Here is a 17,464-nt window from a genome sequence, read left to right on the forward strand (position 1 = left end):
CCCTCCGATCCCTAACCTCGTATCCGTGAATCACTCTGCAGGCGCATCGCCTGCACACACATCATGGACGGGATCTATTTCCTCATACTGCTGGCCTTTGGCGCGTTGACGGGCGCGCTGCTGGCCCTGTGCGCCGCGCTGGGCGCGAACCTGCCCACCGGGCGCGGCGGCGCCGACGACACCGTGGCGCTGCCCGGCCAACCGAAGCATTCGGCATCCGACCGGAGGCTGTGATGGACTGGACCGACCTGCTCAGCGGCGGCCTGGCCGTCGTCATCTTCATCTACCTGCTTGTTGCCCTGTTCCGGCCGGAGAAATTCTGATGCCCACGTCAACCTTCTCCCCGGGCTTTGCCCAGTTCCTGGGGTTGCTCGCCCTGTTCCTCGCCGTGCTCTTCGTGGTGGGCCCGTTCCTGGGACGCTACATGCGCCGCGCCATCGAAGAGGGCAACTATGGGCTGACGGCATGGGGCCGTCCGCTCGAACGCGTGCTGTACCGCGTGGCCGGCGTGCGCGCCGATGCCGAAATGGGCTGGAAGCAGTACGCCATCGCCGTGATCGTGTTCAACGTGATCGGCGTGATTGCCGTGTATGCCATCCAGCGCCTGCAAGGCATGCTGCCGCTGAACCCGCAGGGGTTTGGCGCCGTGTCGCCGGACTCGTCGTTCAACACCGCTGTCAGCTTCGTGACCAACACCAACTGGCAGGGGTATGCCGGCGAATCCACGATGAGCTACCTGACGCAGATGCTGGCGCTCACCGTACAGAACTTCGTCTCGGCGGCCACCGGCATTGCCGTGGTGTTCGCGCTGATTCGCGGCTTCGCCCGCCACAGCGCGCAGACCATCGGCAACTTCTGGGTCGATCTCGTGCGCACCTCGCTGTACGTGCTGCTGCCGCTGTCGATCGTCACCGCCGTGGCGCTGGTCGGCCAGGGCGTGATCCAGAACTTCGACAGCTACAAGGATGTGTCGCTGGTGTCGGCCGTCGAATACACGCAGCCGAAGGTCGACGCGGCCGGGCAGCCGCTGCTGGACAAGGACGGCAAGCCCGTGACGGAAGACGCAAGGACCGGCACGCAGACCCTTGCCATGGGGCCGGTGGCGTCGCAGGAAGCGATCAAGATGCTGGGCACCAATGGCGGTGGCTTCTTCAACGCCAACTCGGCCCATCCGTTCGAGAACCCTACGCCGCTTTCCAACCTGATCGAAATGCTGGCGATCTTCCTGATCCCGGCCGCGCTGTGCTTCACGTTTGGTGAGATGGTCCGGGACCGTCGCCAGGGCGTGGCCGTGCTGGCGTCGATGACCGTGATCTTCGTGGTCATGGCGCTGGCGGCCATGGCGTCCGAACAGCAGGTCAACGCGGCGCTGTCGGCGCTGCCGATCGATCATGCCGCATCGGCGCTGCAGGCCGGCGGCAACATGGAAGGCAAGGAAGTGCGCTTCGGCATCTCGGCCAGCGCGCTGTTCGCGACGATCACCACGGCGGCGTCGTGCGGTGCGGTGAACACCATGCATGACTCGTTCACGGCCATCGGCGGGCTGGTGCCGATGCTGCTGATGCAGCTGGGCGAAGTGGTCTTCGGCGGCGTGGGATCGGGCCTGTACGGCATGCTGGTCTACGCGGTGCTGGCGGTCTTTATCGCCGGCCTGATGATCGGCCGCACGCCCGAGTACCTGGGCAAGAAGATCGAGGCCTACGAGATGAAGATGACCGCCGTGGCGATCCTGGTCACGCCGTTGCTGGTGCTGGTCGGCACGGCTATCGCGGTAATGGCCGAACCGGGCCGTGCCGGGGTGTTCAACCCGGGCACGCACGGCTTCTCGGAAATCCTGTACGCGCTGTCGTCGGCCGCCAACAACAACGGCAGCGCCTTTGCCGGGTTGTCCGCCAACACGCCGTTCTACAACGTGCTGCTGGCTGCGGCGATGTGGTTCGGCCGTTTCTGGATCATCGTGCCGGTGCTGGCGATGGCCGGATCGCTGGCTGCCAAGCGCCGCACGCCGGCCACGTCCGGCACGATGCCCACGCATGGCCCGCTGTTCGTCGTGCTGCTGGTGGGCTCGGTCCTGCTGGTTGGCGCACTGACCTATGTGCCCGCGCTGGCGCTGGGCCCGGTCGCAGAGCAACTGCAGCCCGCCGCAGTCACGGCGGCTGCCAAGTAATTCGCGGAGATTCTCATGCAACAACAATCCCCGGCGACGCGTAACACCCCCGCCGCGCCGTCACGTTCCACGGGTCCGGCAGGCACCGCTGCCACCACGGCAGTCAGCGTGCCGCATCACCCGCGTCCCGCGCGAGGCATGTTCGCGCCGGAGCTGGTCAAGCCGGCCATCGTCGATGCGTTGCGCAAGCTCACGCCGCGTGCGCAGCTGCGCAACCCCGTGATGTTCGTCGTCTACGCGGGCAGCATCCTGACGACGATCCTGTTCCTGCGTGCGTGGCTCGCGCCCACGCAAGGTGGCGAGTCCGCCGGCTTCATCCTGGCCGTCGCGGTCTGGCTGTGGTTCACGGTGCTGTTCGCCAACTTCGCCGAAGCGCTGGCCGAAGGCCGCAGCAAGCAGCAGGCCGCCGCGCTGCGCGGGCTCAAGACCACCACCATGGCGCGCGTGGTGCGCCCCGGTCGCGGCGACGCGCGTGCCACAGGCGCCACCGAGCCGCGCGTCGCCACGGATTTGCGTCGCGGCGACATCGTGCTGGTGGAAGCCGGTGAGATGATCCCTGGCGACGGCGAGGTCATCGAAGGCGTGGCCTCGGTCGACGAGAGCGCCATCACGGGCGAATCTGCGCCGGTGATCCGCGAATCGGGCGGCGACTTCTCGTCGGTCACGGGCGGCACGCGCGTGCTGTCCGACTGGATCGTGGTGCGTGTCACCACCAATCCCGGCGAGAGCTTCATCGACCGCATGATCAGCATGGTCGAAGGCGCCAAGCGCCAGAAGACGCCGAACGAACTGGCGCTGACGATCCTGCTGGTGGGCCTGACGCTGGTGCTGCTGCTTGCCACGGCCACGCTGCAGCCGTACTCGCTTTACGCGGTGCTGGTGACCAAGGCTGGCGTGCCGGTATCGGTGACGGTGCTGGTGGCGCTGCTCGTGTGCCTGATCCCGACGACGATTGGCGGCCTGCTGTCGGCCATCGGCGTGGCTGGCATGAGCCGCATGATGGAGGCGAACGTGATCGCCACGTCGGGCCGCGCGGTGGAAGCCGCCGGCGACGTCGACGTGCTGCTGCTGGACAAGACCGGCACGATCACGCACGGCAATCGCCAGGCTGCGCGTTTTATCTGCGCCCCGGGCGTGAACGAACGGCAACTGGCCGAAGCCGCCTGGCTGTCGTCGCTGGCCGATGAAACGCCCGAAGGCCGCAGCATCGTCGCGCTGGCGCGCCAGCAGCCCGGCGTGGCCGCGCCGGAAATGGGTGCGCGCGGGCTGGCCGCCCCGGTCTTCGTGCCGTTCACGGCGCAGACGCGCATGAGCGGCGTCGATGTGGCGCAAGGCAATGTCGTGCGCAGCGTGCGCAAGGGCGCGGCCGACGCGGTGCGCCGCTACGTGACCGAGCGCGCCGGCAAGTTTCCCGAAGCGGTCATGCAGGCCGTCGACGACGTGGCGCGCGCCGGCAGCACGCCGCTGGTGGTGGCCGAGGCACTGGCCGAAGGCACCGAGGACAGCGTGCGCGTGCTGGGCGTGATCGAGCTGAAGGACATCGTCAAGGCCGGCATCCGCGAGCGCTTTGGCGAATTGCGCAAGATGGGCATCCGCACCGTGATGATCACCGGTGACAACCGCCTCACGGCGGCATCGATCGCGGCCGAGGCGGGCGTCGACGACTTCCTGGCCGAAGCCACGCCCGAGGCCAAGCTGGCGCTGATCCGCGAATACCAGGGGCAGGGCCGGCTGGTGGCGATGACCGGCGACGGCACCAACGACGCCCCCGCGCTGGCGCAGGCCGACGTGGCGGTGGCGATGAACAGCGGCACCCAGGCTGCGCGCGAGGCCGGCAACATGGTCGACCTGGACAGCAATCCGACCAAGCTGATCGAGATCGTCGAGATCGGCAAGCAGATGCTGATGACGCGCGGGTCGCTCACCACCTTCAGCGTCGCCAACGACGTGGCGAAATACTTCGCGATCATTCCGGCCGCGTTCGCCACCACGTATCCGCAGCTGAACCTGCTGAACGTGATGCACCTGTCCACGCCGGCGTCCGCCATCATGTCGGCCGTGATCTTCAACGCGCTGATCATCGTGGCGCTGATTCCGCTGGCGCTGCGCGGGGTGGTGTATCGCCCGCTGGGCGCCGCCATCCTGCTGCGCCGCAATCTGCTGATCTATGGGCTGGGCGGCATCCTGGTGCCGTTTGCCGGCATCAAGCTGATCGACATGTTCCTGACGATGTTTGGCTGGATCTGAGTACGGAGAACCGCAATGCCTTCGCAAGCCCATATCAATATGCCCGCCGAGCCGGCTCGCCAGACCGGCATGCTGCGCCCCGCGCTGACGGTGTTCGTCGGCCTGTCCATCGTCGCCGGCCTGCTCTACCCGGGCGTGGTCACCGGCATCGCACGTACGCTGTTCCCGCACCAGGCTGCCGGGTCGCTGATCGTACGGGACGGCAAGACAGTCGGCTCCGAACTGATCGGCCAGCCGTTCTCGGATCCGAAGTATTTCTGGGGCCGCCTGTCGGCCACGACGCCGATGCCGTACAACGGCGCGGCTTCGGTGGGATCGAACCTGGGGCCGACCAACCCTGCGCTGACGGACGCGGCGAAAGCACGTATCGATGCGCTGCGTGCAGCCGATCCCGATAACAAGGCGCCAGTGCCGGTGGACCTGGTCACGGCGTCGGCCAGCGGCCTCGATCCGCAGATCAGCCCGGCGGCGGCCCGCTACCAGGCGGCGCGTGTGGCGCGGGTGCGTGGCCTGCCGGTGGAGCGCGTCGAGTCGTTGATCGCGGCGAATACCGAAGCGCCCGCGCTGGGCGTGCTTGGCGAGCCGGGCGTCAATGTGCTGAAGCTGAATCTGGCGCTCGATGCCGCGAAGTAGGCTCGTGGTTGTTGATCCGCTTGCCCTCTCCCCCGCCCCTCTCCCGCAGGCGGGAGAGGGGAGCACACCGAGAGCATTGGAGCGCGCGCTGCCTGTCTCCGCTACGCCGCAGGCGGGAGAGGGGAGCACACCGAGGGCATTGGAAACCCCGCTGTCTGTCTCCGCTCCGCCGCAGGCGGGAGAGAGAAGCACACCGAGGACGTTGGAAACCCCGTTGTCTGTCTCCCCTCTCCCGCGCGCGGGAGAGGGGCCGGGGGAGAGGGCCGGCGTCTCCATCCACGAGACACGCCTGCGTGGCACAATCCCCGCACGATGACCGACACCGCCCGCCCGGACCCCGACGCCCTGCTGCAACGCATGCAGGCGGAGGGCGCGCGCGCCGCACGCGGCAAGCTGCGGGTCTACTTTGGTGCATCGGCCGGCGTGGGCAAGACCTTTGCCATGCTGGCGGCGGCGCGGGCCTTGCGCGGGCAGGGCGTGGACGTGGTGATCGGCGTGGTCGAAACCCACGGCCGTGCCGAAACCGAATCTCTGCTCGATGGCCTGGAACGGCTGCCGCTGCGTGATGTGCCCTATCGGGACCGCGTGCTGCAGGAGTTCGATCTCGATGGTGCGCTGGCGCGGCGTCCGGCGCTGGTGCTGGTCGACGAACTCGCGCATTCCAACGCGGCGGGTAGCCGCCACCCCAAACGCTGGCAGGACATCCAGGAACTGCAGGCCGCCGGCATCGATGTCTGGACCACGGTCAACGTCCAGCACCTGGACAGCCTGAACCAGGCCGTCGGCGGCATTACCGGTGTGCGTGTCTGGGAGACGGTGCCAGACGCGGTGTTCGATGGTGCCGACGATGTGGTGCTGGTCGACCTGCCCGCCGACGAACTGCTGCGCCGGCTGCGCGAGGGCAAGGTCTACCTGCCCGACCAGGCGCGCCACGCGGCCCGCCATTTCTTCCGCAAGGGCAACCTGATCGCGCTGCGCGAACTGGCGCTGCGGCGCACGGCTGATCGCGTCGATGACGACGTGCGCGCCTACCGCCATGCCGAGGCGATCCAGCCGGTCTGGCGCACGCGCGAGGCCGTGCTGGCGTGCATTGGTACCGGCGACGATGCCGAGCAGGTGGTGCGCAGCGCGCGGCGCCTGGCCAGCCAGCTCGATTGCGACTGGCATGTGGTCACCATCGCCACGCCACGGCTGATGCCGCTGGCCGACCCCGTGCGCGTGCGCGTACGCGGAGCCATGCAACTGGCCGAGGAACTGGGTGCCCGCACCGAGACACTGGCCGGGCATGACATGGTCAAGGCGGTGGCCGGCTACGTGCGCCGCCACAACCTGACCAAGGTGCTGGTGGGGCGCGCCCGTACCGACTGGCGTGCCGAGGGCACGCTGATCGACCAGGCGCGCATGTGGCTGGCGCGTGCCCTGTCGCCCGTGGTGGGGGCGGGCAACCGGCTGATCGGCAAGCAGACGTTTGCCGATGCGCTGGCGGCAGGGTGTCCCGAGATCGATGTGATCCGGGTGGCAGCCGACACCACGCGTGCCGACCTGCGGCCGCGCGCGCCGCAGATGGTTGAGCCGCGTCACGACGCCGACGCGCAGGCCGCGCTGGAGGCCAGGGCCGAACTGGCGCGCATGCGCCGGCGCGACTACGCGTTTGCCGTGGTGTGGTGCGCCGGTGCCACGGTGCTGTCGATGCTGGCCCGCCCGTGGTTCGACCTGGTCAATATTGCAATGCTGTTCCTGGCCGGTGTGGTTGGCGTGGCGCTGCGCCACGGGCGGGGGCCGGCGGCATTCGCATCGGTGCTGGCGGTGGCCGCGTTCGACTTCTTCTTCGTGCCGCCCCGCATGTCGTTCGCTGTCAGCGATGTGCAATACCTGCTGACGTTCTTCGTATTGCTGGCGGTTGGCCTTGTCATCGGGCAACTGACGGCCGGCCTGCGCGAGCAGGCGCAGGTGGCCGTGCGGCGCGAAACCGATGCGCGCACGTTGTACGAACTGGCGCGCGAACTGTCTGCCGCGCTGACCACCGAGCAGGTGGTCGAAATCGGCAGCCGCTTCATGCGTGCCGCGTTCGATGCGCACGTGACGTTCTTCCTGATGTCCGAACAGGGCCGGCTGGTGCCGGTGGCCGGCGGCACCCCGGGCGGGAAGACAGACAAGGGCGAAGCCATCGACACGGTGCTGGCGCAGTGGGTGTTCGACCACGGCCAGCCGGCCGGCACCGGCACCCATACCCTGCCCGGCAGCACCGTGCTGTACCTGCCGCTCAAGGCGCCGATGCAGACGCGTGGCGTGCTGGCTGTGGAGCCGCGCGCCTGGCATGCGCTGGCCGAGCCCGAACTGCGGCGCCAGGCCGATGTATTCGCCACGCTGATCGCCATCGGCATCGAGCGGCTGCATTACGTGGAAGTGGCGCAGCGCGCGCTGGTGTCGATCGAATCGGAACGGCTGCGCAGTTCGCTGCTGGCTGCCGTGTCGCACGACCTGCGCACGCCGCTGACCGGGCTGATCGGCATGGCCGAGACCTTGCAGCGTGCCACGCCCCCGCTGGCTGGCGACGTGGCGGAGACCGTGGACGCCATGCGCGGCCAGGCGCTGCGCATGCGCACCATGGTGGTGAACCTGCTCGACATGGCCCGGCTGCAGCAGCACGACGTGGCGCTGCAGCGCGGCTGGCAGTCGCTGGAGGAACTGGTGGGCGCGGCGCTGGCGTCGATGCGCGAGGCACTGAAGGCGCATCGCGTACAGGTGGACGACCTGTCCGCGCTGCCGCTGGTGGAATGCGACGGCGTGCTGATGGAGCGCGTGCTGTGCAACCTGCTGGAGAACGCGGCCAAGTACACCGCGCCCGGCACCGTCGTGCGTATTCGTGGCGAACTGCTCGACGACGAAGTGCATCTGATTGTCGAGGACGAAGGCCCCGGCGTGGCGCCGGGCCAGGAGCGCCACATCTTCGAGAAATTCACGCGCGGCCAGCGCGAATCGGCCACCGCCGGCGTGGGCCTGGGGCTGGCCGTGTGCGACGCCATCATGCAGGCCCACGGCGGCCGCATCTGGGTGGCGTCGGCCGGGCCCGGCGCGCGCTTCACGCTGGCGCTGCCGCGCGGCAATCCTCCCGCGATCGAGCCGGAACCGGTCGACGCCATCCTTCCCGATCCGAACTGAAATGCCATTCGATTATTCGCCGACCGTGCTGCTGGTCGAGGACGAGCCCCATATCCGCCGCTTCGTGCGCGAATCGCTGCAGGCCGAGGGCTGCACCGTGCACGAGGCCGATACGCTCAGGCGCGGCCTGATCGACGCCGGCACGCGCCAGCCGGACATCGTGATCCTGGACCTGGGCCTGCCCGATGGCGACGGCATGACGCTGATCCGCGAAATGCGCACGTGGACCGAAGTGCCGGTGCTGGTGCTGTCGGCGCGTACCGACGAGGCCGACAAGATTGCCGCGCTCGATGCCGGTGCCGACGACTACCTGACCAAGCCGTTCGGCGTGGGCGAACTGGTGGCGCGCGTGCGCGTGCTGCTGCGCCGCCATGCCAAGGCGAACCCGCAGGGCACGCCGCAGGTGGCGTTCGGCGATGTCCGTGTGGACCTGGCGAACCGGCTGGTCACGCGTGGCGACACGCAGGTGCATCTGACGCCCATCGAGTACCGGCTGCTGGCGGTGCTGATCGCTCATCGCGGCAAGGTCATGACCCACCGCGAACTGCTGCGCGAGGTCTGGGGCCCCGCCCACTCTGAAAGCAGCCACTACCTGCGCGTCTATATGGGCCATCTGCGCCACAAGCTCGAAACCGATCCGGCGCAGCCGGCGCACCTGCTGACCGAGGTGGGCGTCGGATACCGGTTCGCGGGATAGAGGGCGCGGACGCGCCATCACAGGTAGCAGGGGGGGGCGCCATGGATACGTCCTGGCCTACCTGCGCCGCGGCCGCATGGTCGACGGCGCTGGGCGCCCGGAGTGCCGCCACCGGCGACAACGGCACGGCGCTGGGCAGTTCCACCGTGGCTTCGGCGCTCAACGCGACGGCCGCGGGCTTCAAGGCCGCGGCTGCGGCCGAAAGTGCGTCGGCCTTCGGGCACCTGGCCAATGCATCGGCGCCCTATAGCGTTGCCATTGGCGCGGCCAGCGTCGGCGTCGGGCGGCAGATCGCTGCCCTGGCGACGCGCATCACGGCGCTGGAAAACGCTGGCTGATCCTTTCCTGCGTGCTGGCACCCCGGAGGGGCATCGGCTGGGTGCCAGCACGTTCGTGCAATGTATTCTTAAAAAGAATGTAGATTGCGTATGAATACATGTTGAAATCAATCATGAGAATAAACGCGTCGATGAATCGCCAGCTACACTGAATTCATCGCCCTCGCTATCCAGCCTGCCCTGCCGGCCTTCGGAGTTCACCATGCCTGCAACCGTCGCCTCGAAGATCCGTCTGGTCACGCTGGTTCTCGCGGCGGCGGCCGGGTTACACGCCCACGCGGCCACCGAGCCTCCCGCTCCCGCCCAATCCCAGACCCGCGAAGCCGTTGCCGCCTACGAAGCCGGCCATTTCGATGCCGCGATCAAGGGCTTTGCCGAGGCGGCCCAGAAGGGCAACCGGCTGGCCCAGTTCAACTACGCGATGATGCTGCTGCGTGGCGAAGGCACGACAGCCAGGCCGCAAGAGGCGCTGGTCTGGCTGCGGCGCGCCGCCGACAACCAGATGACACATGCGCAGTACACATTCGGGGATCTGTACGAGCGCGGCGAGCTGGTGCCGAAGTCTCTGGAGGAGGCCAACCGCTGGTATGAGCGGGCGGCGCAGGGTGGCCATATCCAGGCGCAGATGGCGCTGGCGACCAACTACTTCACGGGGCGCGGCGTGCCGCTGGACTACGGCCGCGCCTTCACCTGGTACTCGAAGGCCGCCGCCGCCGGAGACGGCGGGGCGCAGTACATCGTGGGCAGCTATTACGAGCGGGGCTATCCGGGCATTGTGGACAAGGACATCGAGCAGGCCAAGATCTGGTACGCCCGGGCGGCCTCGCACGGCGATCCCGGCGCGCTGGCAAAGCTGCGGTCGCTGCTCGAAGAAGGCCTGCGCGCAAAGAACCAGATGTAGGCCGGCGCGGTTGCCGGACGCCCCCCCGTCCGCAAGAACGGGCAGGCGGTACAACTCTTGCTAAGCCTGACGCTACACACAACCCCGGGGGTCGCCAGTGGTCACGCACGTCGCGCTGAGTCATGTCACACACTACCGCTATGACCGTCCGGTGCAGTTGTCGCCGCAAGTCGTACGCCTGCGGCCGGCTCCGCATTGCCGCACGCCGATCCTGTCCTATTCGCTGCGCATCGAACCGGTGCAGCATTTCGTCAACTGGCAGCAGGACCCATTCTCGAATTACCTGGCCCGCCTGGTGATTCCTGAGAAAACCACGGAATTCCGCGTCACGGTGGACCTGATCGCCGAGATGGCGGTCTACAACCCGTTCGATTTCTTCCTGGAGCCGTCCGCCGAGAAGATTCCGTTTGCGTACGATGCCGGGCTGGCGCATGACCTGGCGCCCTACCTGGCGAAAGACCCGCTGACGCCGCGCCTTGCCACCTTTGTCGACAGCATCGACCGCGCGCCGCGTGCCACGCTGGATTTCCTGGTGGACCTGAATCAGCGGCTGCAGCGCGAGATCCGCTACCTGATCCGCATGGAACCGGGCGTGCAGTCGCCCGAGACCACGCTGGAAAACGCGTCGGGATCGTGCCGCGACACCGGTTGGCTGCTTGTGCAGACGTTGCGGCATCTGGGGCTGGCCGCCCGCTTCGTGTCCGGATACCTGCTGCAACTGACGCCCGACGTGAAGGCCGTGGATGGCCCGGTGGGTGCCGAAGCCGATTTCACCGACCTGCATGCCTGGTGCGAGGTCTACCTGCCCGGCGCGGGCTGGATCGGGCTCGATCCCACATCGGGGCTGCTGGCCGGCGAGGGCCATATCCCGCTGGCCTGCACGCCCGAGCCCAGCAGCGCAGCACCGGTCAGCGGCGCGGTGGACGAATGCGAAGTGACGTTCAAGCACCATATGTCGATCTCGCGGATCTACGAATCGCCGCGCGTGACCAAGCCCTATACCGATGCGCAGTGGACAGCCATCGACGCCGCCGGCCTGGCCGTGGACCGCCAGCTCCAGACGCTCGACGTACGGCTGACGATGGGCGGCGAGCCCACCTTTGTCGCGGCGCGCGACCGCGACGGCGCGGAATGGAATACCGATGCGCTGGGCCCCACCAAGCGCGGGCTGGCTACCGAACTGGTGCACAAGCTGCGTGCGCGGTACGGCGAGGGCGGCTTCCTGCATTTCGGCCAGGGCAAGTGGTATCCCGGCGAACAGTTGCCGCGCTGGGCGCTGTCGATCTGCTGGCGCGCCGACGGGCAGCCTTGCTGGCAGGACCCGTCGCTGTTTGCCGACGAGCGCGAGCCCGACCACTATGCGTCGGCCGATGCCCAGCGCTTTCTCGACACCCTGACGCGCCGGCTCGGGCTTGACGCCGGCACCGTCACGCCCGGCTACGAGGATGTCTGGTACTACCTGTGGCGCGAGCGCCGGCTGCCCGTCAACGTCGATCCGTTCGAGACGAAGCTCGACGACGAACTGGAGCGTACGCGGCTGCGGCGGGTGTTCGACGCCGGCCTGTCCAGCGTCACCGGCTACGTGCTGCCGCTGGCGCGCGATGATCAGGGCGCCTGGCTGACCGGCCGCTGGTTCGTGCGCGACGAACGCATGTACCTGCTGCCCGGCGATTCGCCGATGGGCTACCGGCTGCCACTCGATTCGCTGCCATGGGTATCGAAGGCCGACTATCCGTGGCAGTTCGAACAGGACCCGTTCGCACCCCGCGCGCCGCTGCCGGCGGCGGTACCGCTGCGCGCGCAGTCGCCGGCCGCCGCCTACAGCCCGGCGGCAATGGCCGCACGCCGGGCCGAGGCACGGGGCCAGGCGCGCCCGGGTGGCAAGTCCGCCGCGCAGGCCGTGGCGCCGGCGCGCGGAGAATCGGCCAGCGACACCATCCGCACGGCGGTCTGCGTTGAAGTTCGCCACCCGAGCCGCGCGGCTGGCCCGGCTGTCGAGCTGAAATCGATGGAAGACAGGCGCGGCATTCTCTATGTGTTCATGCCGCCCCTGACCGTGCTGGAGGATTACCTGGCGCTGCTGTCCGAGGTGGAAGCCACCGCCGCCGAACTGGGCTTCAGGATCGTGCTCGAAGGCTATCCACCGCCGCGCGATCCGCGCCTGAAGCTGCTGCAGGTGACGCCCGACCCGGGCGTGATCGAGGTGAACATCCATCCCGCCGCCAACTGGCCGGAACTGGTGGACCACACCGACTACCTGTACCAGGCCGCGCACGAAACGCACCTGTCCACCGAGAAGTTCATGCTCGACGGGCGCCACACGGGCACCGGTGGCGGCAACCACTTCGTGCTGGGCGGTGCCACGGCGGCCGACAGCCCGTTCCTGCGCCGGCCCGACGTGCTGGCGAGCCTGATCGCGTACTGGCACAACCATCCGTCGCTGTCGTACCTGTTCTCGGGGCTGTTTATCGGCCCGACCAGCCAGGCGCCGCGCGTGGACGAGGCGCGCAACGATCAGGTCTACGAACTGGATATCGCGTTCGACGAACTGCGCCGCCAGCTTGACCTGTGCGAAGTGGTGGGCAATGGTCTGGTGCCGCCGTGGCTGATCGACCGCATCCTGCGCAACCTGCTGGTCGACGTGACGGGCAACACGCACCGCTCCGAGTTCTGCATCGACAAGCTCTATTCGCCCGATGGTCCCACGGGCCGGCTGGGCCTGCTGGAACTGCGCGCGTTCGAGATGCCGCCGCACGCGCGCATGAGTCTGGTGCAGCAACTGCTGCTGCGCGCGCTGGTGGCACGCTTCTGGCGCACGCCGTACACGGACAGGCTGACGCGCTGGGGCACGGCGCTGCACGACCGCTTCATGCTCGGCACCTTCGTGCAGATGGATTTCGACGATGTGCTGGCCGAAATGCGCGCTGCCGGCTTTGTGTTCGAGTCGAGCTGGTTCGCGCCGCACTTCGAGTTCCGCTTCCCGCGCGTGGGCGAAGTCGACGTGGCGGGGCTGTCGCTGACGCTGCGCACTGCGCTGGAGCCGTGGCATGTGATGGGCGAGGAGGGCGCGCCCGGCGGCACGGTGCGCTATGTGGATTCATCGGTGGAGCGCATCGAGGTCAGCGTGCTGGGCATGAACGACAACCGGCATGTGATCACGGTCAACGGCCAGACCATCCCGCTGCAGCCCACCGGGCGGGCCGGAGAATTCGTGGCCGGGGTGCGATATCGCGCCTGGGCGCAGCCGTCGTCGCTACACCCGACCATTCCGTCGCACGCGCCGCTGACATTCGACGTGGTGGATACGTGGATGGACCGCAGCCTGGGCGGCTGTCAGTATCATGTTTCGCACCCGGGCGGCCGTAATTACCAGACATTCCCGGTCAATGCGTACGAGGCGGAAAGCCGGCGCCTGGCGCGGTTTTTCGCGATCGGGCATACGCCTGGGCGGTCGGTGGCGCCGCCGCCACGCCGCAGCCTGGAATTTCCGTTCACGCTGGACCTGCGCGACATTGCCTAGCGCATCTCGCGTGTCCGGCATGCCCGGCGTGCCCACCCCACAGGAGAACCTTCAGCCGTGCCGTTGCAGTCGTCGCTGCCTTTCGATGGATCGGACCTTGCCGATGCGCCGGCCGCCCTGGCGGGCCGGTTGGCGCAGCCCGTCCCCGACGGCCATCGCGATGAACTGCGGCTGCCCGATGGCACGCTGCGAGAGCCGTGGGCGCGCTTCTTCCGCATCCTGGACGACCTTCGCCCTGCCGCGCTGAACGCCCATGCGGCGGCCGTCTCGCGCCGGATCCGCGACAACGGCGTGACGTACAACGTCTACGCCGACCAGGGCGGCGGCACGCGGGCCTGGCAGCTTGAGGTCTTTCCGTTCCTGGTGTCGGAAGCCGACTGGGCCGTGATCGAGGCCGGCGTGACCCAGCGCGCCACGCTGGCAAACGCCATCCTGGCCGATATCTACGGGCCGCAGACGCTGCTCAGGCGCGGGCTGCTGCCACCGGGGCTGGTCTACGGGCATCCCGGCTACCTGCGCCCGCTCAAGGGCTACCAGCCGCCGGGCGGCAGCTTCCTGCAGACCATGGCCGTGGACCTGGTGCATACCGACAATGGCTGGACGGTCATCGCGCATCGCACCGAAACGCCTTCGGGCATGGGCTACGCGCTGGAGAACCGGCTCATCATCTCGGGCCAGTATGCCGAGGCGTTTCGCGAACTGCGCGTGCGGCGCCTGCCGCCGGCTTTCGCGCAGCTGATCTCGACGCTTGCGCACGCGGCGCCGGCCGTGCCGGTGGGGGCGGCGGAAGAGGGCGCCGGCGCAGGCATGGGTTCGGGGGCAGGGACCGGCACGGGGCGGCAGATCGTGCTGCTGTCGCCGGGCCCGTTCAACGAGACGTATTTCGAGCACACGTTCCTGGCCCGCTATCTGGGTATCACGCTGGTCGAGGGCAAGGACCTGACCGTGCGCAACGATGTGGTGTACCTGAAGACGTTTGGCGGGCTGGAGCGCGTGGACGTGATCCTGCGCCGGCTCGACGATGTGTTCTGCGATCCGCTGGAACTGCGCAGCGATTCCATGCTTGGCGTGCCGGGGCTGCTCGAAGCGATGCGCGCGGGCAACGTGGTGGTGTCGAACGTGCCCGGATCGGGCTTCCTGGAGTCGCCGGCCATCCATGGCTTCCTGCCCGGCATCGCGCAGGCATTGCTTGACGAGCCACTGGTGCTGCCATCGGTCATGAGCTGGTGGTGCGGCGAGGCCGCCGCGCAGGAAGAAGCGCTGCGTCTGCTCGACGAAGCGTTCGTGATGCCCACCTATCCGCGCACCCCGGCCGATGGCTCGCTGGGCATGGAAAAGGGTTTGCAGCGACTGGACGCATGGCGCGACCGCATCGCCGAAACGCCAGATCGTTATACGCTGCAGGCACCGTTGCCGCTCTCGCATACGCCGTGCTGGGAGCCAGATACCAACGGTGGCGGGCGGATCGGTTCGCGGGCGGCCATGTTGCGCGTGTTTGCGGTGGCCGATGGCAATGGCGGCTGGCAGGTCATGCCGGGCGGCTTCACGCGACTGGCACCGCCTCATCTGGAAGCCGTATCGATGCAGCTTGGCGGCACCAGTGCCGATACCTGGGTGCTGTCGAACCAGCCCGCGCAGGGGCCGATGCCCACGCCGGCCAGCCATGCGCGCCCGGGGACGGGATCGCCCTCGCCGCGTACGGCGCTGCCGTCGCTGGGCACCGCGGCGGTGACGCGGCCGCTGGCCGTATCGAGCCGTGCGGCCGAGAACCTGTACTGGGCCGGCCGCTATGCCGAACGCGCGGAGAACGTGGTGCGCGTGTGCCGCCAGATCCTGGGCTCGATCGAATCGAACGACGAGACCGACGACGGCACGCTGAACATGCTGGGCCTGCTGGCGCAGTGGTTCGGGCTGGTGGCGCCGCACACGCCGTCGCCGCAGGCGTCGCTGCGCGTGTTCGAACGCAGCCTGGTCTCCACGCTGGCCGATCCAAACGCGGTGACGGGGCTGATGCCGACGCTTGCCAGCCACGCGCGCGCCGCCAACGAGATCCGCAACCGGCTGTCCAACGACCATTGGCGCACGATCCTGGCCGCGCGCAATGACTTCCAGGACGCCATGGCCGATGCCGCGTGCCCGGCCGGCACGGCGGGCCACGGCGAGGGCGCCTACGACCGTTCCAGGGTGCTGGCCGCGCTGGAGCATCTATCGATGCAGCTGGGCGCGATCAGCGGCGCGCAGGGCGACCGCATGACACGCGACGAAGCGTGGCGCCTGGTGTTTATCGGCCGCCATATCGAGCGGCTCGGCACGTTGGCGCTGTTCCTGGAACTGGCGGAGGGCAGCGGCGCGCTGGCGTCGCGCAGCGGCTTCGACATGCTGCTGCACCTGTTCGACAGCACGCTGACCTACCGGTCGCTGTTCCCGGGCCGCAGCGACGTGGCCGCGCTGGTCGACCTGCTGGTGCTGGAGCCGACCAACCCGCGCGGCCTCTATGGCGTGCTCGATCGCCTGCGCGACAAGCTCGCGCAACTGCCCACGGGCGCCACCGGCCATACGCGCGTGCCGCTGGCCGAACTGTTGCCGCCGGCCAGCGCGCTGCCGTCGCGCTCGCTGCTGTGCGAACGCGACAAGGATCGCCATCCGAAGCTGGCAGCGCTATGCGACCAGCTTGGCGCGCGCATGGCGAAGCTGTCCGACGAAATCGGCGGCCGCTACTTCAGCCATGCCGGCGTGGCACCGGAGACGGACCTGCCATGAGCACCCAGCCGGACGATCCACCGGCCGAAGCCCGGCCGCCGGCACTGCCCGGGCGGCCAGCGACAGTCACGCCGCCCGGCGCGCCCACCACGCTGGACGTGCACCATGTCACCACCTACCAGTACGTATGGCCGGTGGAGCACGCGCAGCAGCGTGCCGTGGTGACGCCGCCGCCATACCCGTGGCAGGCGGTTGGCGCGCACCGTACCGATGTGGAGCCGGCCCCGTCGCACCAGCACATGCGCACCGATGCGTTCGGCAACAATGTGCTGCACTTCATGCTCGACGTGCCGCACGAGACGATGCGCCTGGTCACCAGCAGCACGGTTACGCTGACGCCGCGCTGGGCCGCGTTCGATGCGGCGCGGAGCACGCCGTGGGAAGAGGCGGCGCAGCAGTTGCGCTACCGCGCCGGCCAGCCGTTTCATCCCGAGACGGAGTTCGTCTATGCCTCGCCGAACGTGGCGCTGCACGCCAACCTGCGCGACTACGCGCTGCAGAGCTTCACCCCGGGCGTGACCGTGGCCGCCGGCGCCATCGACCTGATGCACCGCATCCACGCCGATTTCGAGTATCACGGCGAGACCACAGAGGTGCATACGCCTGCGCTGGAGGCCTTTGCGCTGCGCAGCGGCGTGTGCCAGGACTTCGCGCAGGTGATGATCGGCTGCCTGCGCTCCATCGGCCTGGCCGCGCGCTATGTCAGCGGTTATCTATGCACCGACCCGCCGCCGGGCGAGCCGCGCCTGCTGGGCGCCGATGCCTCGCACGCTTGGGCCGGCGTATGGTGCCCCGCCAACGGCTGGATCGACCTCGATCCCACCAACGACGTACTGGCCGACACGCGCCACGTCACGCTTGCCATCGCGCGCGACTACAGCGACGTGCCGTTGCTGCACGGCGTGATCGTCGGCGGCGGCGAGCATACGGTGGAGGTGGAGGTCAGTGTCGTGCCGGTTGCCGGCGTGGTCTAGCGCGTCGTCGCACAACATTTGCAGCCCACTGATCGGGTCAAAAAAAACGGCCACGCGCGAACGTG

At 68.6% G+C, this 17,464-nt stretch carries 12 protein-coding genes; all 12 read left to right on the forward strand.

Going from position 1 to position 17,464, the window contains the following annotated elements; translation table 11 throughout:
* Positions 1 to 63: 63 nt before the first annotated feature.
* Entirely contained in the window at positions 64 to 234 is a 171-nt protein-coding gene (locus ACOABP_RS09265) for a hypothetical protein (RefSeq protein ID WP_474224669.1), read from the forward strand.
* Positions 234 to 323 (forward strand): K(+)-transporting ATPase subunit F, encoded by a 90-nt coding sequence (gene kdpF / locus ACOABP_RS09270; protein WP_066734673.1) that lies wholly within the window; start codon positions 234 to 236, stop codon positions 321 to 323. The genes ACOABP_RS09265 and kdpF overlap by 1 nt, the downstream gene beginning before the upstream one ends.
* Positions 323 to 2,167, forward strand: coding sequence for a potassium-transporting ATPase subunit KdpA (kdpA, locus tag ACOABP_RS09275; protein WP_474224671.1), 1,845 nt, complete (start codon positions 323 to 325; stop codon positions 2,165 to 2,167). Before kdpF ends, kdpA begins: the two co-directional genes overlap by 1 nt.
* 15 nt (positions 2,168 to 2,182) lie before the next feature.
* The gene (gene kdpB / locus ACOABP_RS09280; RefSeq protein WP_474224673.1) at positions 2,183 to 4,414 is read left to right on the forward strand and encodes a potassium-transporting ATPase subunit KdpB; all 2,232 of its coding nucleotides are present in this window, start codon (positions 2,183 to 2,185) and stop codon (positions 4,412 to 4,414) included.
* Positions 4,415 to 4,429: 15 nt separating this feature from the next.
* Positions 4,430 to 5,047 (forward strand): potassium-transporting ATPase subunit KdpC, encoded by a 618-nt coding sequence (gene kdpC / locus ACOABP_RS09285; RefSeq protein ID WP_474224675.1) that lies wholly within the window; start codon positions 4,430 to 4,432, stop codon positions 5,045 to 5,047.
* 312 nt (positions 5,048 to 5,359) lie between these two features.
* Entirely contained in the window at positions 5,360 to 8,209 is a 2,850-nt protein-coding gene (locus tag ACOABP_RS09290) for a DUF4118 domain-containing protein (RefSeq protein ID WP_474224677.1), read from the forward strand.
* A gap of 1 nt (position 8,210) precedes the next feature.
* Positions 8,211 to 8,906, forward strand: a complete 696-nt coding sequence (gene kdpE / locus ACOABP_RS09295; RefSeq protein WP_474224679.1) for a two-component system response regulator KdpE — start codon at positions 8,211 to 8,213, stop codon at positions 8,904 to 8,906.
* Between the two features lie 41 nt (positions 8,907 to 8,947).
* On the forward strand, positions 8,948 to 9,244 hold the full coding sequence (locus tag ACOABP_RS09300) for a hypothetical protein (protein ID WP_474224681.1): 297 nt from the start codon (positions 8,948 to 8,950) through the stop codon (positions 9,242 to 9,244).
* A 202-nt stretch (positions 9,245 to 9,446) separates the two neighbouring features.
* A complete protein-coding gene (locus ACOABP_RS09305) occupies positions 9,447 to 10,145 on the forward strand; it encodes a tetratricopeptide repeat protein (protein WP_474224683.1) in 699 nt (232 codons plus the stop codon).
* A 97-nt stretch (positions 10,146 to 10,242) separates the two neighbouring features.
* Complete coding sequence (locus tag ACOABP_RS09310; protein ID WP_474224685.1) at positions 10,243 to 13,665, forward strand: transglutaminase family protein; 3,423 nt, start codon at positions 10,243 to 10,245, stop codon at positions 13,663 to 13,665.
* 57 nt (positions 13,666 to 13,722) lie between these two features.
* A complete protein-coding gene (locus ACOABP_RS09315; protein ID WP_474224687.1) occupies positions 13,723 to 16,425 on the forward strand; it encodes a circularly permuted type 2 ATP-grasp protein in 2,703 nt (900 codons plus the stop codon).
* Positions 16,422 to 17,399, forward strand: a complete 978-nt coding sequence (locus ACOABP_RS09320) for a transglutaminase family protein (protein WP_474224689.1) — start codon at positions 16,422 to 16,424, stop codon at positions 17,397 to 17,399. The genes ACOABP_RS09315 and ACOABP_RS09320 overlap by 4 nt, the downstream gene beginning before the upstream one ends.
* Positions 17,400 to 17,464: the final 65 nt, after the last annotated feature.

Source organism: Cupriavidus sp. HE11, assembly GCF_056097175.1.